Genomic DNA, 18355 nt, shown 5'->3' with positions numbered 1-18355 from the left:
ATGTGAAAGACTTTTTACTTAACAATTACTTTTTTTTAACATATAGTGTTGAGCTTTTAGCAGCTACAACAGGTGTAATTCTATACAAAAAGTATAAAGGCACTCCTGCTAAATATTTTATATTTTTTTTAGTTTATCTCACTATATGTGATTTTCTAGGAAGCTATGCTAAATATGTATATCCAGATCGATTTTTTAGTTTTTTGATCGGCTCGGTAATTGAAAAGAACCATTGGTGGACAACAAGCTATTGGTTTATAGGAGCCATTATGTTTTTTGCCTTTTATTATCGAAAAATACTAGAGACTAAAATCTTTAAAAAGATCATAAAATTTGCAAGTTATGCTTTCTTAGGTTTTTCTATAGTTTATATTGGTTTTAATATTAAAGATTTTTTTAATAAATTCTTTCCTGTAATAAGTATTTTAGGAGCTCTAATAATATTTCTTTGTTCAATATTCTATTTTTTAGAAACATTATTGAGTGATAGAATTTTAACATTTTATAAATCACTCAATTTTTATATTAGTGCTGCTATATTCATTTGGTGGCTTATTATAGCGCCACTTGACTTTTATGATGTATATTTCACTTATGAAATAGGAAACCCAGATAGAGATTGGAACTTTGTTTTTTTAAGATGGCAAATCTATTTATTTGCCAATATATTTATGTATTCAACCTTTACCTTTGCTTTAATATGGTGCAAACCGGAGAACGATTAACCAGTACCGCTTCAGAACGCTATTTATTAATATATATGATAGCTGTTTTGGTTATTGTAACTACTTTAGTTATTGTTTTTTTTGTAGTATTCTTAAAACGAAAAAATAAACTTCTTCAGGACCAAATTAGACAACAACAGGCTTTTGAAGCTGAAATAGCACAGGCACAAACAGAAACTCAGGAACAAACCTTAAAGAATATTGGCTGGGAGCTTCATGATAATGTGGGACAGTTATTGTCTTTTGCCAGCATGCAATTGAGTATTTTAAAAATGCAGATGGCAGATGAGGTCAAGGAAAAATTTAAGGATACTTCTGAGGCTTTAAAGGAAAGTCTGGCCGAAGTCAGGGCACTTTCCAAAACCCTGAATAATGAAGTGGTTTTAAATAATGGTTTTGAAAAATCTTTAACCAATGAGTTGAACCGTCTTAAAAAGATGAAATTTGATTCGGCAGAGTTAATGGTTTTAGGAGATAAAGTCTTGTTTTCTGACCGAAAGCATGAAATTATAATTTTTAGGATCATCCAGGAGTTTTTATCTAATTCAGTGAAATATTCAGAAGCCAAAAATATTAGTATAGCTTTAGATTATCAACCAGAGCAACTGGTCATCACAGCAAAAGATGACGGTAAAGGTTTTGAAATGGATACGGTTGAAAAAGGTTCCGGTTTGATCAATATGAAAAGTAGAGCTGCTTTAATCAAGGCCTCATTGCATATAACGTCTAAACCTGATGCAGGTGTTCAACTTGTATTAAGTTACCCTTTGAGTTAATTTATCCAAAATACTTAAAAGCCTTTTTGAGCAAACTAAGTTTGCCTGTATACGGGGGATATCTAAGTGACGGATCAATCCAATTGCCTCGTTTCATAATGGATTTGCTATGTGAAAAGGCATCATATCCATGTTTACCATGATAATTCCCCATACCACTGGCTCCAACACCACCAAAGGGTAATCTGTGGTTTCCAAAATGAATAAGTAAATCGTTAACAATACCGCCACCAAAACTGAATTTGTTAATGGTTTGTTTTACAAATGATGAGTTGTTTGAAAACACATACAAGGCGAGTGGTTTTTCCAAGCTCCAAATGAGGTGTTCTATATCTTCTGTTTTGCTATAGCTTAAAATAGGCAAAACGGGACCAAAGATTTCTTCTTGCATTAATGGGCTTTCCAGATCTGGTTGATCCACTATTGTGGGGGCAATGTAACACTGATCTTTATCGGTTACACCTCCAAAAACGATATTTGTATTTTTAAGTAGTGCTATTAGTCTTTTTGTGTTTTTGCTGTTAATGATCCTGGGAAAATCTTGTGATGTTTTAGGGGTATTCCCATAACGTTTAATTATTTCAACTTCTAAGGCTTTAATGAGTTGATCTTTAACGTTAGATTTTGCAATAACATAATCAGCAGCAATACAGGTTTGCCCGCCGTTAAAAAATTTCCCCCAAACCAATCTTCTTGCTACCAATTTTAGGTTAACGGTGTCGTCTATAATGCATGGTGATTTTCCCCCTAGTTCAAGAACAACCGGAGTTAAATGTTTAGCAGCAGCAGCAGCAACTATTTTACCAACTTTAGTACTACCGGTAAAGAAAATAAAATCCCATTTTTGAGCCAGTAAATCGGTAGCCATTTCAACACCACCTTCAATAACCGCTACCAGTGTTTCAGGATATGCATTTTGTATAATTTGGGTTAGTATTTTTGATGTATTAGGAGTTAATTCACTGGGTTTTAAAACCACAGTATTCCCTGCTGCTATGGCCATAATAACAGGCTCTATAGCTAACAAAAAGGGGTAGTTCCACGGTGCAATAACCAAAACAGTGCCATAAGGCTCTTTATAAATATAATCTTTTGACGGAAACGTTAATAACGAGGCTCTTACACGTTTAGGTTTTGCCCAGACTTTAAGTTTTTTAATAACCAGATTAAGCTCAGAAAGTACCATTCCCACCTCACTCAAGTAAGATTCAAACGCTGATTTTTTAAAATCTTTTTTCAGGGCATCAAAAATGAGTTGTTCATTGTTTTCTATTTCCTGTTTAAGCGATTTTAAAAACGTTAACCTATACGAAATTGTTTTGGTCTGTTGAGTCTTAAAAAACTCACGTTGGTTTTTAATGATGTGTGCTATAGTATCCAATAAAATGTGTTTTTATAAATATATTTAAATTATATCAAACAAGCATTCCATATGGTATCATTTGGTAATGGAGCGTTAACTGAGACAGGTTCTTTTTTAACCGGATGTATAAACTCAATTTGTTTTGCATGCAAATGAATACTGGCATCTTTGTTACTACGGTTAAACCCATATTTTAAATCCCCTTTGATAGGGCATCCTATGGTAGACAATTGTGCACGTATTTGATGGTGTCTTCCTGTTTCTAAATTAACTTCTAATAAGTAATAATTATCAAGTTTTGTAATTATTTTATAGTGAAGAATAGCCTTTTTGCTATTTGAAACTTCATTAAAATAGGCTTTAGACTTGTTGCTTTTAGAGTCTTTTTTTAACCAATGTACTAATGTGTCTTCTGGTTTAGGAGGTTGTTTTTTTACAATAGCCCAATATGTTTTATGAATAGCTTTTGATAAAAATAATTTGTTGAGCCTGGGAAGTACTTTACTGGTCTTAGCAAAAATAACCAATCCTGTTGTAGGCCTGTCTAACCGGTGTACCGTACCTAAATACACATTCCCGGGTTTGTTATATTTAGCTTTAATATAATCTTTTACAACATCACTTAAAGGTTTGTCACCAGTTTTGTCTCCCTGTACAATATCTCCAGCACGTTTGTTAACAACTATTATATGGTTGTCTTCATAAAGAACCTGAAGATTAGATTTGTTAGATAAAGTTTTGGACATGCTTAAATTTCGAGGTTTTTTATATAGACCTGAATTTGGAAATAGTCATTAATGCAAATTGATTTTTTATCATCAATTACAAATTCTTTTACTAATAACTATTAATACTGCTCACTATTATTAGGGAAATCCTTGGTTTTTACGTCATCAACATATTGAGAAATGGCATTGGTCATATCATCATACAAATGCAAGTATCTACGTAAGAATCTGGGATTGAATTCATGGGTCATACCAAGCATATCGTGTAAAACTAAAACCTGTCCGTCTACATCCGGGCCGGCACCAATACCTATAATTGGAATCCTAACACTATCTGCCACTTGTTTGGCTAATTTTGCCGGGATTTTTTCTAAAACTACAGCAAAACACCCTATGCGTTCTAACATTTTTGCATCTTGAATAAGGCGATTAGCTTCTTCCTCTTCTTTGGCACGAACTGTATAGGTTCCAAATTTATAGATAGATTGTGGGGTTAAGCCCAAGTGCCCCATAACAGGAATTCCAGCATTTAAAATACGCTTTATAGATTCTTTGACTTCCTTGCCGCCTTCTAATTTTACGGAATGTGCACCACTTTCTTTCATAATTCTAATGGCCGACCTCAAAGCTTCTTTGGGGTCACTTTGATAGCTTCCAAAGGGTAAGTCAACAACAATTAGTGCACGGTATATAGCACGTACCACAGAAGACGCATGATATATCATTTGATCTAAGGTGATAGGTAAGGTGGTTTCATGTCCTGCCATAACGTTACTTGCAGAATCCCCTACAAGAATAACATCTACACCGGCTCCGTCAACAATTTTAGCCATGGTATAATCATAAGCGGTAAGCATAGAGATCTTCTCACCATTAGCTTTCATATCTACTAAGGTTTTAACGGTAACACGTTTGTATTCTTTTTTGGCTACTGACATTTTTAATGAGTTTGATTAGCACGTAAAAATACTAAATAAAGCAGATACTGTTAAACTTTTCTTTAAAGTGCTTCTACGTATTTAGATATCAGTTATTTTTAAAAAAAAACTACCCTATGGCACGTATCATAATTTATTTGGCATTTCTAATTACCTCTACATTATTTGCACAAACTGATGAAAAATTGAAAGTAAAAAAGACTGTTGATATTTTTTTTGAAGGATTTCATAAAGGGGATACAGCCTTGATGAAATCTGTGATGTCTGATAAAATAATTTTACAAACGGCTTATAGAAACAAAGAAGGAAAGGATATTTTGGTTACTGATATGCCAAATACATTGATACATGCAATAGCTCAAAGACCTGATAAACAAAAATGGGATGAGCGTTTATTGGATTACAATATTCAGGTTGATGGAAATATGGCCAATGCCTGGACGCCTTATGAATTTTGGCTGAATGATGAATTTAGCCATTGCGGTGTTAACTCGTTTCAACTGTTTAAAGAAGGTGAACAATGGCGTATTATTTATTTAATAGACACCAGGCGCAGAAAAGACTGTAATTAAAAGGCTTCCCCTAATCTAAAATAGATACCCCAATCATCCTTACCTACAGCGGCGTCAATTCCAATATTAAATTTAACATTCTTAAATGCAGCGTAGCGGTAACCAACCCCAACACCTGGATAAGCCTTCCAGTCAAAATCTTCAACCGGAGAACCATAAATAGTTGCTATACCGGCAAAACCAACCAGTCCCATTTTTTCGCTAAAATTATACCGGTACTCGCCTTGTAACGCCAGTATACCATCACCTCTGTATTTCTCTTGCGAATATCCTCTTATATCCTTTCCTCCAATAGTTTCTTGCTGTTCAAAGGCAATATCCCCCAGGCCAAATTTCCCTGAAACCCTGGCAGCAATAACATCATTTTCATTCCTTGTTGAAAAATAGGTGTTGTATTCTGTGAAAAATTTAGTAGCACTTACCTCATTACCAAACCATTCCGGAAAAGAAAGGAATCGTAATTGTGAATTTACTCCGCCGGTAGGGTAGTAGATGGCATTTCTGGAATCGTATAACATGTTAAGTTCAAGACTATGAGTACGCGTTGTTGTGGCCGGCTGAACGTCATTTTCAAATTCGGTTTTATAATTACCAAAAGTATAGGCTACTCCACCATACAGTTTATTAACTAGTTTTCTTCTTAGGGTTGCACTAATAATGGTGGCATCTGTTCCAAAGTTATAAAAATCCTGTCCTCCACCGCCATCTAAAAACATTTGTGAATTAAAATTACCGGTTACAGCATAAAAGACGGCTCGCCAGGAATCTTCTTTAAAAAACCATCTGTTAAAAAAAGCTATAAGATGAGAATCATTTGTAGTATATGCAGCTGCTATTCCTGATAAGGATTTTGGGGAAACCTGATCATTTTTATCTAGTTTGTACATTACCATAGGAACAGCTCCAAACATAAAATCCAGATTTCTGTTGTAGTTTATAAATGGCATGACCTTAAAGTCTATTTTTTTGTCTTCTACAGAGTCCGTTTGAGTAGTGTTTTTAGATTCCTGAGTATAACCAATAGTAAAACAGAATGTTAAGAATAACGTGGCTATTATATTTGCTCTCATTTGTAAGTTGAATTGTTTTAACCGTTAATATACTATGTTTTTAATTATTATTAAACATATATCATTTTTTTATTGAGGAGCATTGAAAGTGAAAACTCCTAAATAATAACTTTACTAGATTGTGTGATACCGAAAATTAGAATGATAAATAAAAACGAATGATGTCTGAAATATAGCTGTATTCTAACAATCTGTAAGGTTAACACCTATAGCCAGACCACCTTCGCTGGTTTCTTTATATTTAGTATGCATATCTTTGGCAGTTTCCCACATGGTTGCTACCACTTTATCTAAGGGAACTTTAACATGTTCCGGAGCAGTGTCTAATGCCAGTTCTGCTGCGTTAATGGCTTTTATAGCCCCCATGGCATTACGCTCTATACATGGTATTTGTACAAGGCCTCCAATAGGATCGCAGGTTAAACCTAGATGATGCTCCATAGCAATTTCAGAAGCAACCAAAACCTGTTCGGGTGTTCCGCCTAAAAGCTCACATAAGGCCCCGGCAGCCATAGCTGAAGATACGCCTATTTCTGCCTGACAACCACCCATAGCAGCACTAATGGTGGCTCCCTTTTTAAAGATACTTCCTATTTCTCCGGCGACCAGTAAAAACCGTTTAATATCCTCAAAGTTACCATCGTGATTTTCTATGACCAAATAATACATAAGAACAGCAGGAATAACACCGGCACTTCCGTTTGTTGGTGCTGTAACTACACGTCCTAATGAAGCATTGACTTCGTTAACGGCCAAAGCAAAGCAGCTTACCCATTTTAGGATTTGTCTGAATTTAACCTCGGTGTTCCTTATGGAGTAGACCCATTCTACCGGAGTTTTATATGGAGATGAGCCTTTTAAGTTTTGATGAATGTCAAAAGCCCGGCGTCTAACATTCAAGCCTCCCGGGAGTTTACCTTCAGTATGACAGCCAACAAACATACATTCCAGCATGGTATCCCAAATGCGTTTTAGTTCGCTGTTTATATTAGCTTCTGTACGAATGGACTTTTCATTTTCCAGAACAACATCAGATATGGGCTTGTTTAGTGTATTGCAAAATTGAAGTAGGTCCGTACCTTTTTCAATAGGATAAGGAAAAGAACATTTTATTTCAAAATTCTTTTTTGAATTATTTGACTCTTCTTTAATTACAAACCCTCCACCAATAGAATAGAAGGTTGATTTATATGCTTTACCGGCTATAGTAGCAGTAAAAGTCATTGCATTTGAGTGGAATGGTAAAAACTGCCTGTTGAAAACAATGGCTGTTTTTGGATCAAATGTTAAGGGCTTCTCATTATTAAAAGCTATTTTATTTTGAGCTTTAATTGAGCTGATGATTTTATCTATATCATTGGTTGGCATGGTTTCCGGATCGCAACCGCTTAGCCCCAACATTACCGCATAATCTGTGGCATGTCCTTTTCCTGTAAGGGATAATGAGCCGTAAAGGTCTACAGATATGTTTTCAACATATTCAAATTGATTAGAAGCTTTTAGCTCTAAAATCCAGCGTTCAGCTGCCCGCCACGGGCCCAGAGTATGTGAACTGGAAGGTCCAATACCAATCTTTAACATATCAAAAACAGAAATACACTCCATAATAGATTACGCAATCGTTATAGTTGAGCAAATATATATTGTTTTTTTATGCTCGCAAAGACCCCAGGGGCAAAGTTGTGATTTATAAATAAAGATTGCTTAGTGTTATTAATGTTGCGGTTAATTGTGCAAGGGATTGAGGCATTTGTTGAAGCTCCCCGACAGAAGGAGGGAGCGACTGCCGAAAGCCCGGCCCAACAGGGATGCACCCAAAAAAATAATAAATAATGAGTCTGATAAATGTCTATAAACTGCGACTATGACCGTAAATTGAATATAATATGACACTGTGTCATACTTTTTGCCTTGGCATAATGATTGACTTATACAAATCGAATTTAAAAATGAACATTCAACAAGATAAATAAACAATTATGAGTAAAATTATTGGAATAGATTTAGGAACAACCAACTCTTGCGTTTCTGTAATGGAAGGTAATGAACCTGTTGTAATTCCTAATGCAGAAGGAAAAAGAACAACCCCTTCTGTAATTGCCTTTGTTGAAGGCGGAGAAATCAAAGTTGGTGATCCAGCAAAACGTCAGGCAGTGACAAACCCTACAAAAACGGTTTATTCTATTAAGCGTTTTATGGGGAATAAATATTCTGAATCTCAAAAAGAAGCAGAACGTGTACCATATAAAGTTGTAAAAGGAGATAACGATACCCCTAGAGTAGATATTGAAGGACGTTTATATACGCCACAAGAATTATCGGCTATGATTCTTCAAAAAATGAAGAAAACTGCTGAGGATTATTTAGGAACAGATGTAAGTCGTGCAGTAATTACAGTGCCAGCTTATTTTAATGATTCCCAACGTCAGGCTACTAAAGAAGCTGGAGAAATTGCAGGATTAAAAGTAGAAAGAATTATCAATGAGCCTACTGCTGCGGCATTAGCTTATGGTTTAGATAAAAAAGGTACAGACCAAAAGATTGTAGTATTTGACTTTGGTGGTGGTACTCATGATGTATCTATCTTAGAATTAGGAGATGGTGTATTTGAAGTATTATCTACTGATGGTGATACACACTTAGGTGGTGATGATGTTGATGAGAAAATCATTAACTGGTTGGCAGATGAGTTTAATGCTGAAGAAAACATGGATCTAAGAAAAGACCCAATGTCGCTTCAACGTTTAAAAGAAGCTGCTGAAAAAGCTAAAATTGAATTATCATCTTCAGCACAAACAGAAATTAACTTACCTTATATTACAGCAACGGCTAGTGGACCAAAACACTTAGTACGTACTTTAACAAAATCTAAATTTGAACAATTAATTGACGATTTAGTAAAACGTACTATTGCTCCATGTGAGTCGGCTTTAAAAGCAGCAGGCTTAAGTAAAAGTGATATAGACGAAGTGATATTGGTAGGAGGTTCTACACGTATTCCTGCAGTACAGGCTGCGGTTGAAAAATTCTTTGGAAAAACACCAAGTAAAGGAGTAAATCCTGATGAGGTAGTCTCTCTAGGTGCCGGTATTCAAGGAGGTGTTTTAACAGGAGATGTTAAGGATGTATTACTTTTAGATGTAACCCCTTTATCTCTTGGTATTGAAACTATGGGTAATGTATTTACTAAGCTTATAGAAGCCAATACTACTATTCCTACTAAGAAATCACAGGTATTCTCAACAGCAGCAGATAACCAGCCTTCAGTAGAGATTCATGTATTACAGGGAGAAAGAGCTATGGCGGCAGATAATAAAACTATTGGCCGATTCCATTTGGATGGTATTCCACCAGCAAGGCGTGGTACACCTCAAATTGAAGTAATTTTTGATATTGATGCCAACGGTATTATAAAAGTATCTGCAGAAGATAAGGCTACCGGTAAGAAGCAAGATATTAGAATTGAAGCCTCTTCAGGATTAACAGAAGAAGAAATTGAGAAAATGAAAGCTGATGCCGAAGCTAATGCTGAAGCAGATAAAGCAGCTGCCGAGCAAGCTCAAAAATTAAACGAGGCAGATTCTATGATTTTCCAAACTGAAAAGCAATTGGAGGAGTTTGGTGATAAATTATCAGATGATAAGAAAAAACCAATAGAGGAAGCCTTAGAAGAGTTGAAGAAAGCTTATGAGTCTAAAGACTTGGCAGTAATTGCACCGGCTCTTGATAAGATCAATGAAGCCTGGAAAGTGGCAAGCGAAGAAATGTATAAGGCACAGGCTGAAGCACAACAAGACGGTGGAGCACAACCTGGACCGGATGCAGGTTCTAACGGACAGGCAAATGAAGGCAGTGATGTTGAGGACGTAGACTTCGAAGAAGTCAAGTAATATACAGAGCGAAGTCGAGTATAGGTCTCGAAAAAGTGAAATAAAAAAACGCAACCATTTATGGTTGCGTTTTTTTATTGTATAACTAATTTTTTTGTTAGTATATGACCCTGATTCATCAATTTGATATAGTAGACATTAGGTGATAGACTGTAGGTGTTAATAGTTAAAGTATTGGAGTCAATGGCCTGACTATATATCTTTTTGCCCAGAGTGTCATAAATATCAACTTGGGTAGGGCCAACATGGTTTCTAATCGATAAATTAAATTGGTTTCCTTTTAATGGATTAGGAAACATTTTAAAACTGAAATGTTTGTAAGAATTTTCAATGGTATTGATACTTAACGAATTATAGTGATTAAAATCATTATAGGTATTAAAAAACTCTAATCCTAAAAACTGGGGCAATGATGCCAATCCCAAATACATGCTTGCAAAATCAACACCCGAGATCCTGGTAGCATCCCAATTGGGGTATTTAAAACTGTATCTCCATAATACTTCTTTTCCGTCTCCAATATTAAACCTGGCCTTTGGTACATGTTTCCAAATAGCTATTAAATCTGCTTTAGCTCTGTCTGGTATTACAGGGGCAAAACCAGCAATAATATGGGGAGAAACAATAAGCTGTTTGTTTTGAAGGTCAGACCCATTGGGCCTTATTTTATCAGCATGATATGAACCATAGTCTGTATCATTAAAGGTTGTACCAGCTCCGGTACCCCATTCGTAGGATTCCGGTGAAATTGAGGTTTGATCACTCCACCAGGAGATATCTGCATAGGCAGCGTTTTCCATAAAGGACAAATATTCTGAACTGTTGGAAAAATCGTGAATGGTAATAAAGTTAAATGAGTGAATAAAGCTTGATAGAAAACCTCCGGTATTGGTGGTCAACAGATTATAGCCCCCATAACTTCGTTTTTGCAAATTTGAGGTCGTGGCATAGTGCAAATTCCAAAATTGCGTAGAGGCGGCACTAACATTTAATTCTTTAGCTATATAATTAATGAGCATGTATTCACTATAGGGTTTTGTATAATTTCCGTTAGGAGTACCGTCTGTTTTCATTCCTAATGCTACTTGTCCGGAACTAATGTCTCCAAAAAAATCTTCCTGATTTAGGGCATTGATTAAAATATCGGCCTCTTGTACCAAAGCCGCATTAGTGTTAAAATAATTTTTTGCAAATATGACCCCTGCTACTAGTAAATCATGATCTATAGGACTATAGCTTTCTGTATTTAACCATATGTCCTCACCGGTAGTGATAACATAGAAATGCTCCGTTACACCTTTGGCGTTTGTCGCTAATTTTACAGAAGGATAGGCACTGTTATTTCCGTTGACGCTTTGAAGTGTTTCAAGTGCTAAAGTTTCAGCATTTGGTTCCCATCCCATGGCGTGAGCTACACATAAACCGGTCAAACCAAAGCCTGTAACCGCATTAGCTCCTCTGTTATCCAGAACCCCGTTTAAATCCAGTGAATTATAATATAAACCATTGGCATGTCGTAATTTTTTATAAACCAGATATGAATTATAGAACAGCTCTTCAATGATTTCATCATCAGTCTGTGCATAAACCCCTTGAAAAAGGTTGATAACTATGAACAAAAAAGGGAAGGTTTTTTTTAATGATCGTTTATGGCCTAATAAAAAAAATGTCATCATAAATGTCAAGATATATTTGGATGGAGCTAAATTAGTCCATATTCATAAAAATGGAGGTACTTCAAAAATACTTCAAGTTCTCTAATAGCTAAAAAGTTGGTATTGATGGTGCTTGATAAGATCAATGAAGCCTGGAAAGTGGAGAGTGAAGAAATGTATAAGGCACAGGCTGAAGTACAGCAAGTCGGTGGAGCACAACTTGGACCGGGCAGGTTCTAACGGACAGGCAAATGAAGGAAGTGATATTGAAGATGTAGATGTAGATTTCGAAGAAGTTAAATAAACAGAGCTTAATTTTTTATATAAGCGCAATCATTTATAGGGTTGCGCTTTTTTATTTGTTAGACTTTTTATTAGGTGCATATCCCATGAAATTAGTATTAACAAAAGGGGGTAAATATTTATTTGATTTCACTTTCTTATTGTGTTTTTTCTTATTACTATTGTACGATAAACCCGTTGTGATTTATGAAAAAATCTAAGCTATTATTCGTTGCATTTTTAATTGCCCTTACGTCTTGTTCTAATGAAAAAGTTTCTAATGAATCTAGTGATATTGTAGGTACTTGGAAGATGGTGGATTATTTATATTCAGGAGTAACCGTTACTGAAGTGCAGAGCCAAACCTTATCTACTGATTTTACAGGTGAGGCGTATGATATGAATAATACAATTACTTTTAAAGAAAATCCTAATGTCATGATATCTGAAGGTTCGTTTAGCCTAAAAGTTACATCCGTTGTTTTAGGGCAAACCACAGTTCAAAATATTTCCGATTTGAAATCTGTGAGTGATGGAACATGGGAAATGGTTAATAATGAACTCATAACAGAATCGAATGGAGAAGTTGGGAAAATGAAAATAGATGAATTAACAGAAAATTCATTAGTCTTATCTATAAAACGTCAAGAAGATTTATCACAAGCCGGTGCTACCATAATCTCTGATATAGACGCTATAGTTTACTTTGAGAAAATGTAAAGATTTCTAAAATTTTAAATTTAGGAACTCAATCATTTTTTAAATCAGCCCTTTTTAATCCTTATTTGAAGTATAGTTTTTTAAAAAATTCTTTAATTGTATTAAAACCTATACTTTTGAGCGATAGTTATTGAACTTATGGGATTTTCATCTAAAATTAAATCTAACTATGCTCCAAAGCGCTTGGCTGTTAAGCTGAACGCTAAAGGTGAGCAATTTGTGTTAAAAGGACATCCCTGGGTATTCTCAAATAATATCACCAAGATAAATGAAGATGCCAAATCCGGTGATTTAGCCATTGTTTTTAGTAAAAACAAAAATCGGGTAACCGGTTTGGGGTTATATGATGCAAATTCTCCAATCCGCATAAAAATGTTGCACAGCGGAACTCAAAAAGTTGAGATCAACGCTGGTTTTTTTCAAAAGCAAATAGAAGAAGCATTTATAAAACGTACCGGGTTATTAGAAACCAATACAAATAGTTACCGCTTGTTATTTGGAGAAAACGATGGCTTTCCGGGATTAATTGCCGATGTATACGCTTCGGTTTTGGTGGTGAAATTATATTCTGAAATCTGGTTGCATTATTTGGAAATCATTATGCCCATATTACAGGATGTGACAGGAGTTGAAACCATTGTTATGAGGTTAAGCAGAGGTTTAGAACAATCAAAATTACATCAATTAAAAAATGGAGATGTGGTTTATGGTAGCTTAAACAATGAGGTGGTTAGGTTTGTAGAACATGGTGTTAATTTTTCTGCTAATGTTATAAAGGGCCATAAAACAGGATATTTTTTAGACCATAGGGCCAACAGAAAACAAGTTGGAGTATGGAGTAAGGGAAAAACGGTGCTGGATGTATTTTCATATGCCGGTGGCTTTTCGGTCCATGCCTTATATAATGGAGCCAAAGAAGTGACGAGCTTGGATATAAGCAAGCAAGCTTTGGATATAGCTGTTCAAAATGGTAAATTAAATACCTATAGCGGAATCCATAAAACCATTGCAGGCGATGCTTTTAAAGAATTGGAAGAACTAATTAAAAATAAGATCACTTTTGATGTGGTTGTAATTGACCCTCCCAGTTTTGCCAAACAAGCCTCTGAAATAGTATTGGCTAAAAAAAAATATGCTCAGTTAGCTAAACTGGGGGAGCAGTTAACCGCAAAAAATGGTTTGTTGGTATTGGCTTCCTGCTCCTCAAGGGTATTAGCACAAGACTTTTTTGATATTAATGATAAGATTTTGACCTCAGTAAAAAGAAGCTGCAATTTGGTTTTGAAAACCGGGCATGATGTTGATCATCCTGTTAGTTTTCCAGAAGGGGCTTACTTAAAATGTGGATATTATCGTTTCTCTGGTTAAAAAGTATTTTCTTATGCATGCATAATATTTATTATATTTGTGTACTAAGTTATTTTTCATGCAAACTAAACTTACAGACCTTCTTCAAATAAAATACCCTATTATTCAGGCCCCCATGTTTTTGGTATCTAACACAGCTATGGTAACTGAAGCTATGAAAAGCGGTATTGCGGGCTGTGTTCCGGCACTAAATTACAGAACCTTAGATGGTTTAAGATCAGCAATCAAAGAATTAAAAGCAGCTAAAGTTACTGGTGGTTCTTTTGGATTTAATCTTATAGTTAATAAATCTAACACTAAATATAAAGGGCAATTGGAGGTGATTTGTGAAGAAGGCTGTGACTTTATAATTACATCTTTGGGGAGTCCTGAAGAGACCATTAATCAGGCTCATAAATCCGGAATAAAAGTTTTTTGTGATGTGGTTGATTTAAAATTTGCCAAAAAAGTTGAAGCATTGGGAGCTGATGCTGTTATAGCAGTAAATAATAAAGCAGGAGGGCATAGAGGAGATAAATCGCCCGAAGATTTAATAAGAACATTAAGTTTAAATTGTAATATTCCAATTATTTCTGCCGGTGGCGTAGGGTGTAAAGCTGATATAGATAAAATGATAGAATATGGTGCCGAAGGCGTTTCGGTAGGAAGTCCGTTTATTGCCTCAGAAGAAGCTTCAGTAACAGAAGCATATAAACAGGCCTGTGTTGACTATGGGGCAGGTGATATTGTAATGACCGAACGCATTTCGGGAACACCTTGTACTGTAATCAATACACCCTATGTTCAAAAAATAGGAACAAAGGCAACCTGGGTTGAGCACCTGTTAAATAAGAACAGAAGGTTAAAAAAATGGGTTAAGATGATCAGGTTTGCTATTGGAATGCACGCTACAAAGCATGCAGCAACTAAAGCGACATATAAAACGGTATGGGTTGCAGGTCCAAGCATTGAATATACTAAAGCCATATTACCCACAAAGGACATTATTAAAAAACTGATTAATTAACCAAAGCTATATTGGCTTCCTTTCTTTTTTTTCTTTTTCCAACAAGTAATTCTAACGTTAAACTAACGGTTAACCCTCCCAAAGTTGTAGCGGCTACATCGGCAGCATCAAACTTATTATATTCTTTTTGACTGTCCAGGACTTCTTTTGCCACACCGGCAAGGGTTGATGCTCCCAAACTATACCAAAACGCTTTCTTTTTATTTTTAGTAGAAGTATAAACGATAGCATAAGTTGCTCCGGATATTAGTGCTCCTGCGGCAAAATGATATTCGCCGTCATTTGAAATAAATTGAGCTTGACTTAAACTGGTACATGTCAGGTATAGGGCTACAAAAAAGTAAAACGCTTTCATATTTTAAAATGGCTGGTTATGATTCTTAAATGTATACCTTATGAATTTATATGAACTAAATTTTCGACTTTATTTAGTTTTTATACGTTTAAGTGTTTGATTTTGAACTAAATTAGTTGGGTGAAATTTCTAAATATTTAGAGAAACTAAATAAATTGTATAATTGGGTTAGTATTTTTAACGACCTATTATAACCATAAACTGATTAAAATGAGTTACAAATCTATTGCTATCTGTTGTCTGTCTATTTGTATTTTGATGTCGTGTGGAAAAAAAGCATCTAAGGCCAAATTAAAAACCATAGAAAATATTAAAACACCGGGATTAGAACTTGTCTGGGAGACAGATTCTGTTTTAACAACCTGCGAAAGTGTGCTTTATGATAAAGAGGCTCATGTAATTTATGTGTCCAATATTAATAATAACCCCTGGCAAAAGGATGGTAATGGTTTTATATCAACTATGAACACCAATGGTGAGATCATACGGTTAAAATGGATAGAAGGATTGAATGCACCTAAGGGAATGGGAATTTCAAAAGGTAAGCTGTATGTCAATGATATTGACGAAATAGTTGAGATTGATATTAAGGAACAGCACATTTTAAACCGGTATAAGGTAGGAGGAAATCCACAATTAAATGATATTACGGTTGCCGATAATGGCATGGTGTTTAGTTCCGGCTCCGGAACTAGCATAATATATAAATTAGAAAACGGTAACATTAGTGAGGTTGTCAAAGTGGGAGAGGGAAGACTTAATGGACTTTTAGCTCAAAAAGAAGGCCTGTATTTTATTGATTCGGGAAATCATAATTTTGGACACTATGATTTTAAAGATAATAGAATCAAAATATTAACGGAAGATATAGGGCATGGCGATGGTATTGTCAGGCTTGAAAATGACGATTTTATAGTTTCAAATTGGAAAGGGGAGGTGTACTATATATTTGCTGAAAACTGGACTAAAACTAAGCTTTTAGATACTAAAGATCAATCTGTTTATGCTGCTGATATTGATTATATTCCGGAAACCAAAACACTTTTAGTGCCTACTTTTTTTCATAATAGAGTTATGGCATATCGAGTAAATAATTAGTTATTATTATTATGTTAAAACCATTTTTTTGAGCATATATTTTATTAAGTTTATATTAAATTTAAAACAAACAAACATGAAAAAGAAATTGCAATTTGCAGCAATCATTTTATTGACTGTCATTTTTTATAACTGTGGACCTTCCATTAGAGTAATTGATACCTGGAAAGCTCCGGATATCAGTTCAGTAAAGAGTGATAAGATTTTAGTTATGGCCAGAATGGACGACCTGGCGTCCAGGCAGCTTTTTGAGCAGGAAATAGCTAATAAACTTCAAAAAAATGGTATGAATGCCATTGCCAGTTATGTACAATATCCTTCTATAAAGTTAAATAAGAAAGTATCTGATGACGAAATTGGCAACCAGGTCAGTAAATTGAAAAAAGATGGGTTTGAAGCCATTGTTTTAACGGTTGTAAAGGATGTAAAAACAGAAGTTATAACCAGTGAAACCGGAGGATATGTTGCTGGAGGATATTATCCGCTACACTATGGGCATTATGGTGGTTTTGGCCGTTATTACGGAACGTTTTACTCGCCATATGGTATAGGAGGGACATACATGCCGCGTTCACAAAGAACTTATGAATCTGATATTTATAAACTGGAAACGGTAATCTATGACTTAGATAGAGATGATAACAAACAGCTTGTTGCTGTAGTATCCTCAAAAATAACAGATCCAGCTTCAGCTTCGGCCGTTGCCGGACCCTATGCTAAAAAAGTCTTAGGTCAATTTAAATAGTTAGTGGTACAAACATAAAACTTTAAAGATATAGCTACCGTTTTAAAATGTTTTTGGTTTTAAAACGGTAGTTTTTATATTATATATAGCATATAGGCGTTAAAAACCCTTTATGATATGTATTCTTTTATGAGCAACTTATTTTACAGGAATGTAAAATTCGGTTTTAAGCTTCTCTTCTGCAATACGTTCTGGATGACTAATATACCGCTCTCTAACAGGTTCATCACGCAGTTCATAGTCATTATTTAAAAGCCAATCGTTAAAAATATAATTATATACCGCTTCAAAATGTTTGTAAGACCCTTGATATAAAAACACAGCAAATTTACCCCCTTTTAAGGTTTTAACACCGACATCACCTACCGGTTTTGCATTTTTATGAATGATTAAGCAAGCATCATATCTAATTTTAGTCTCGTCGGTAACTTTTGGGTCATCATAGGGTAAGCCAAAATGTTGAATGCCCTTTGTAAATAACTTTTGCTCCTTGACCTGATTCCAAAGTTTTTCCCAGGCCCCTGAATAATCAAGGGATTGGTATGCACCTTGCATGCGGTAATACAAGCATTGCTTATCTTCAACGGTTTGAATTTTTGGCTTTTTTATATTTAACTTTTGATCTGTACTAGGCATGGTTTTCATAATGTTCGATGTTTTGATTGTGAATGATTTATTTTTTCGATAGGACGAAGGTGATACCCCAAAATGTATTTTGAAAGCTTTTGATAAGGATGAAGGGGTTTCATACCCTATACTAAATGCAATAGCTTCAATATCTAAAGCGGAATATCTTATCATCTTAGCAGCAGCTTCCAGTCGCGTTCTGGAAATATATCTGCCAATGGGCTCTCCTAATAAGGCCCTACTAATACGGTGAAAATGAAACGGTGAAACATGTGAGATCTCAGCAAGCGTTTTTAGATCTATTTTACGATCTAAATTAGTATTGATATATTCAATAATAACATTTAGTTTTTGTTCGTAAAGCGCTCTGTTACTTTGTTTAGTTGTCATTGTTATGTATTAGTGCCACAAATATATCCTGAAACTAAGATAATCAC

At 35.1% G+C, this 18355-nt stretch carries 17 protein-coding genes; 9 read left to right on the top strand and 8 right to left on the bottom strand.

Annotated features, from left to right (window positions below; all coding sequences use genetic code 11):
• Positions 1 to 2: 2 nt before the first annotated feature.
• The gene (locus VOI54_RS17220) at positions 3 to 725 is read left to right on the top strand and encodes a hypothetical protein (protein WP_326284477.1); all 723 of its coding nucleotides are present in this window, start codon (positions 3 to 5) and stop codon (positions 723 to 725) included.
• Complete coding sequence (locus tag VOI54_RS17215) at positions 701 to 1501, top strand: sensor histidine kinase (protein WP_326284475.1); 801 nt, start codon at positions 701 to 703, stop codon at positions 1499 to 1501. The genes VOI54_RS17220 and VOI54_RS17215 overlap by 25 nt, the downstream gene beginning before the upstream one ends.
• A 1-nt stretch (position 1502) precedes the next feature.
• Here the strand turns inward: VOI54_RS17215 and VOI54_RS17210 are convergent, their stop codons facing one another.
• The 3 genes from VOI54_RS17210 to panB form a co-directional block, all read right to left on the bottom strand.
• Positions 1503 to 2882, bottom strand: coding sequence for an aldehyde dehydrogenase (locus tag VOI54_RS17210; protein ID WP_326284473.1), 1380 nt, complete (start codon positions 2880 to 2882; stop codon positions 1503 to 1505).
• Positions 2883 to 2911: 29 nt separating this feature from the next.
• Complete coding sequence (locus tag VOI54_RS17205) at positions 2912 to 3610, bottom strand: RluA family pseudouridine synthase (RefSeq protein ID WP_326284472.1); 699 nt, start codon at positions 3608 to 3610, stop codon at positions 2912 to 2914.
• Between the two features lie 101 nt (positions 3611 to 3711).
• On the bottom strand, positions 3712 to 4530 hold the full coding sequence (panB, locus tag VOI54_RS17200; protein WP_326284470.1) for a 3-methyl-2-oxobutanoate hydroxymethyltransferase: 819 nt from the start codon (positions 4528 to 4530) through the stop codon (positions 3712 to 3714).
• A gap of 116 nt (positions 4531 to 4646) precedes the next feature.
• On the opposite strand from panB, the gene VOI54_RS17195 reads away from it, so the two are divergent.
• Positions 4647 to 5102, top strand: a complete 456-nt coding sequence (locus VOI54_RS17195) for a nuclear transport factor 2 family protein (RefSeq protein WP_326284468.1) — start codon at positions 4647 to 4649, stop codon at positions 5100 to 5102.
• Here VOI54_RS17195 and VOI54_RS17190 read toward each other — a convergent pair.
• On the bottom strand, positions 5099 to 6172 hold the full coding sequence (locus VOI54_RS17190; protein ID WP_326284467.1) for a BamA/TamA family outer membrane protein: 1074 nt from the start codon (positions 6170 to 6172) through the stop codon (positions 5099 to 5101). The genes VOI54_RS17195 and VOI54_RS17190 overlap by 4 nt on opposite strands.
• A gap of 183 nt (positions 6173 to 6355) precedes the next feature.
• Entirely contained in the window at positions 6356 to 7777 is a 1422-nt protein-coding gene (locus tag VOI54_RS17185) for an L-serine ammonia-lyase (RefSeq protein WP_326284466.1), read from the bottom strand.
• 374 nt (positions 7778 to 8151) lie between these two features.
• On the opposite strand from VOI54_RS17185, the gene dnaK reads away from it, so the two are divergent.
• Positions 8152 to 10062: a molecular chaperone DnaK gene (gene dnaK / locus VOI54_RS17180; RefSeq protein WP_326284464.1), complete on the top strand. Its 1911-nt coding sequence runs from the start codon at positions 8152 to 8154 to the stop codon at positions 10060 to 10062.
• Positions 10063 to 10136: 74 nt separating this feature from the next.
• Here the strand turns inward: dnaK and VOI54_RS17175 are convergent, their stop codons facing one another.
• The gene (locus VOI54_RS17175; protein ID WP_326284462.1) at positions 10137 to 11738 is read right to left on the bottom strand and encodes a T9SS type A sorting domain-containing protein; all 1602 of its coding nucleotides are present in this window, start codon (positions 11736 to 11738) and stop codon (positions 10137 to 10139) included.
• A 468-nt stretch (positions 11739 to 12206) separates the two neighbouring features.
• Between VOI54_RS17175 and VOI54_RS17170 the strand changes: the two genes are divergently transcribed.
• From VOI54_RS17170 to VOI54_RS17160, 3 genes are all read left to right on the top strand, one after another.
• Positions 12207 to 12719 (top strand): lipocalin family protein, encoded by a 513-nt coding sequence (locus VOI54_RS17170; RefSeq protein ID WP_326284460.1) that lies wholly within the window; start codon positions 12207 to 12209, stop codon positions 12717 to 12719.
• 138 nt (positions 12720 to 12857) lie between these two features.
• Complete coding sequence (locus VOI54_RS17165) at positions 12858 to 14087, top strand: class I SAM-dependent rRNA methyltransferase (RefSeq protein ID WP_326284458.1); 1230 nt, start codon at positions 12858 to 12860, stop codon at positions 14085 to 14087.
• Between the two features lie 58 nt (positions 14088 to 14145).
• Positions 14146 to 15093, top strand: a complete 948-nt coding sequence (locus tag VOI54_RS17160) for an NAD(P)H-dependent flavin oxidoreductase (protein ID WP_326284456.1) — start codon at positions 14146 to 14148, stop codon at positions 15091 to 15093.
• On the opposite strand, the gene VOI54_RS17155 is transcribed toward VOI54_RS17160, so the two are convergent.
• Positions 15086 to 15448, bottom strand: coding sequence for a YfiM family lipoprotein (locus VOI54_RS17155; protein WP_326284455.1), 363 nt, complete (start codon positions 15446 to 15448; stop codon positions 15086 to 15088). The genes VOI54_RS17160 and VOI54_RS17155 overlap by 8 nt on opposite strands.
• Before the next feature lie 210 nt (positions 15449 to 15658).
• On the opposite strand from VOI54_RS17155, the gene VOI54_RS17150 reads away from it, so the two are divergent.
• Together VOI54_RS17150 and VOI54_RS17145 are read left to right on the top strand one after the other, a co-directional pair.
• Positions 15659 to 16546 carry an NHL repeat-containing protein gene (locus VOI54_RS17150; RefSeq protein ID WP_326284453.1) on the top strand — a complete coding sequence of 296 codons (888 nt, stop codon included), beginning with the start codon at positions 15659 to 15661 and terminating at the stop codon, positions 16544 to 16546.
• Positions 16547 to 16622: 76 nt separating this feature from the next.
• Positions 16623 to 17291 carry a hypothetical protein gene (locus VOI54_RS17145; protein WP_326284451.1) on the top strand — a complete coding sequence of 223 codons (669 nt, stop codon included), beginning with the start codon at positions 16623 to 16625 and terminating at the stop codon, positions 17289 to 17291.
• A gap of 138 nt (positions 17292 to 17429) precedes the next feature.
• Here the strand turns inward: VOI54_RS17145 and VOI54_RS17140 are convergent, their stop codons facing one another.
• Positions 17430 to 18308, bottom strand: a complete 879-nt coding sequence (locus VOI54_RS17140; protein WP_326284449.1) for an AraC family transcriptional regulator — start codon at positions 18306 to 18308, stop codon at positions 17430 to 17432.
• Positions 18309 to 18355: the final 47 nt, after the last annotated feature.

The organism is Alterotamlana spongicola (assembly GCF_035818475.1).
GTDB lineage: Bacteria > Bacteroidota > Bacteroidia > Flavobacteriales > Flavobacteriaceae > Cognatitamlana.
This window is presented reverse-complemented; position numbering and strand designations above follow the sequence as displayed.

Bases quoted from the DNA above. Each gene is read 5' to 3' on its own strand.
- VOI54_RS17215 (WP_326284475.1), top strand. From the start codon at position 701: ATGGTGCAAACCGGAGAACGATTAACCAGTACCGCTTCAGAACGCTAT.
- VOI54_RS17205 (WP_326284472.1), bottom strand. From the start codon at position 3,610: ATGTCCAAAACTTTATCTAACAAATCTAATCTTCAGGTTCTTTATGAA.
- panB (WP_326284470.1), bottom strand. From the start codon at position 4,530: ATGTCAGTAGCCAAAAAAGAATACAAACGTGTTACCGTTAAAACCTTA.
- VOI54_RS17195 (WP_326284468.1), top strand. From the start codon at position 4,647: ATGGCACGTATCATAATTTATTTGGCATTTCTAATTACCTCTACATTA.
- VOI54_RS17190 (WP_326284467.1), bottom strand. From the start codon at position 6,172: ATGAGAGCAAATATAATAGCCACGTTATTCTTAACATTCTGTTTTACT.
- VOI54_RS17185 (WP_326284466.1), bottom strand. From the start codon at position 7,777: ATGGAGTGTATTTCTGTTTTTGATATGTTAAAGATTGGTATTGGACCT.
- dnaK (WP_326284464.1), top strand. From the start codon at position 8,152: ATGAGTAAAATTATTGGAATAGATTTAGGAACAACCAACTCTTGCGTT.
- VOI54_RS17175 (WP_326284462.1), bottom strand. From the start codon at position 11,738: ATGATGACATTTTTTTTATTAGGCCATAAACGATCATTAAAAAAAACC.
- VOI54_RS17170 (WP_326284460.1), top strand. From the start codon at position 12,207: ATGAAAAAATCTAAGCTATTATTCGTTGCATTTTTAATTGCCCTTACG.
- VOI54_RS17165 (WP_326284458.1), top strand. From the start codon at position 12,858: ATGGGATTTTCATCTAAAATTAAATCTAACTATGCTCCAAAGCGCTTG.
- VOI54_RS17160 (WP_326284456.1), top strand. From the start codon at position 14,146: ATGCAAACTAAACTTACAGACCTTCTTCAAATAAAATACCCTATTATT.
- VOI54_RS17155 (WP_326284455.1), bottom strand. From the start codon at position 15,448: ATGAAAGCGTTTTACTTTTTTGTAGCCCTATACCTGACATGTACCAGT.
- VOI54_RS17150 (WP_326284453.1), top strand. From the start codon at position 15,659: ATGAGTTACAAATCTATTGCTATCTGTTGTCTGTCTATTTGTATTTTG.
- VOI54_RS17145 (WP_326284451.1), top strand. From the start codon at position 16,623: ATGAAAAAGAAATTGCAATTTGCAGCAATCATTTTATTGACTGTCATT.
- VOI54_RS17140 (WP_326284449.1), bottom strand. From the start codon at position 18,308: ATGACAACTAAACAAAGTAACAGAGCGCTTTACGAACAAAAACTAAAT.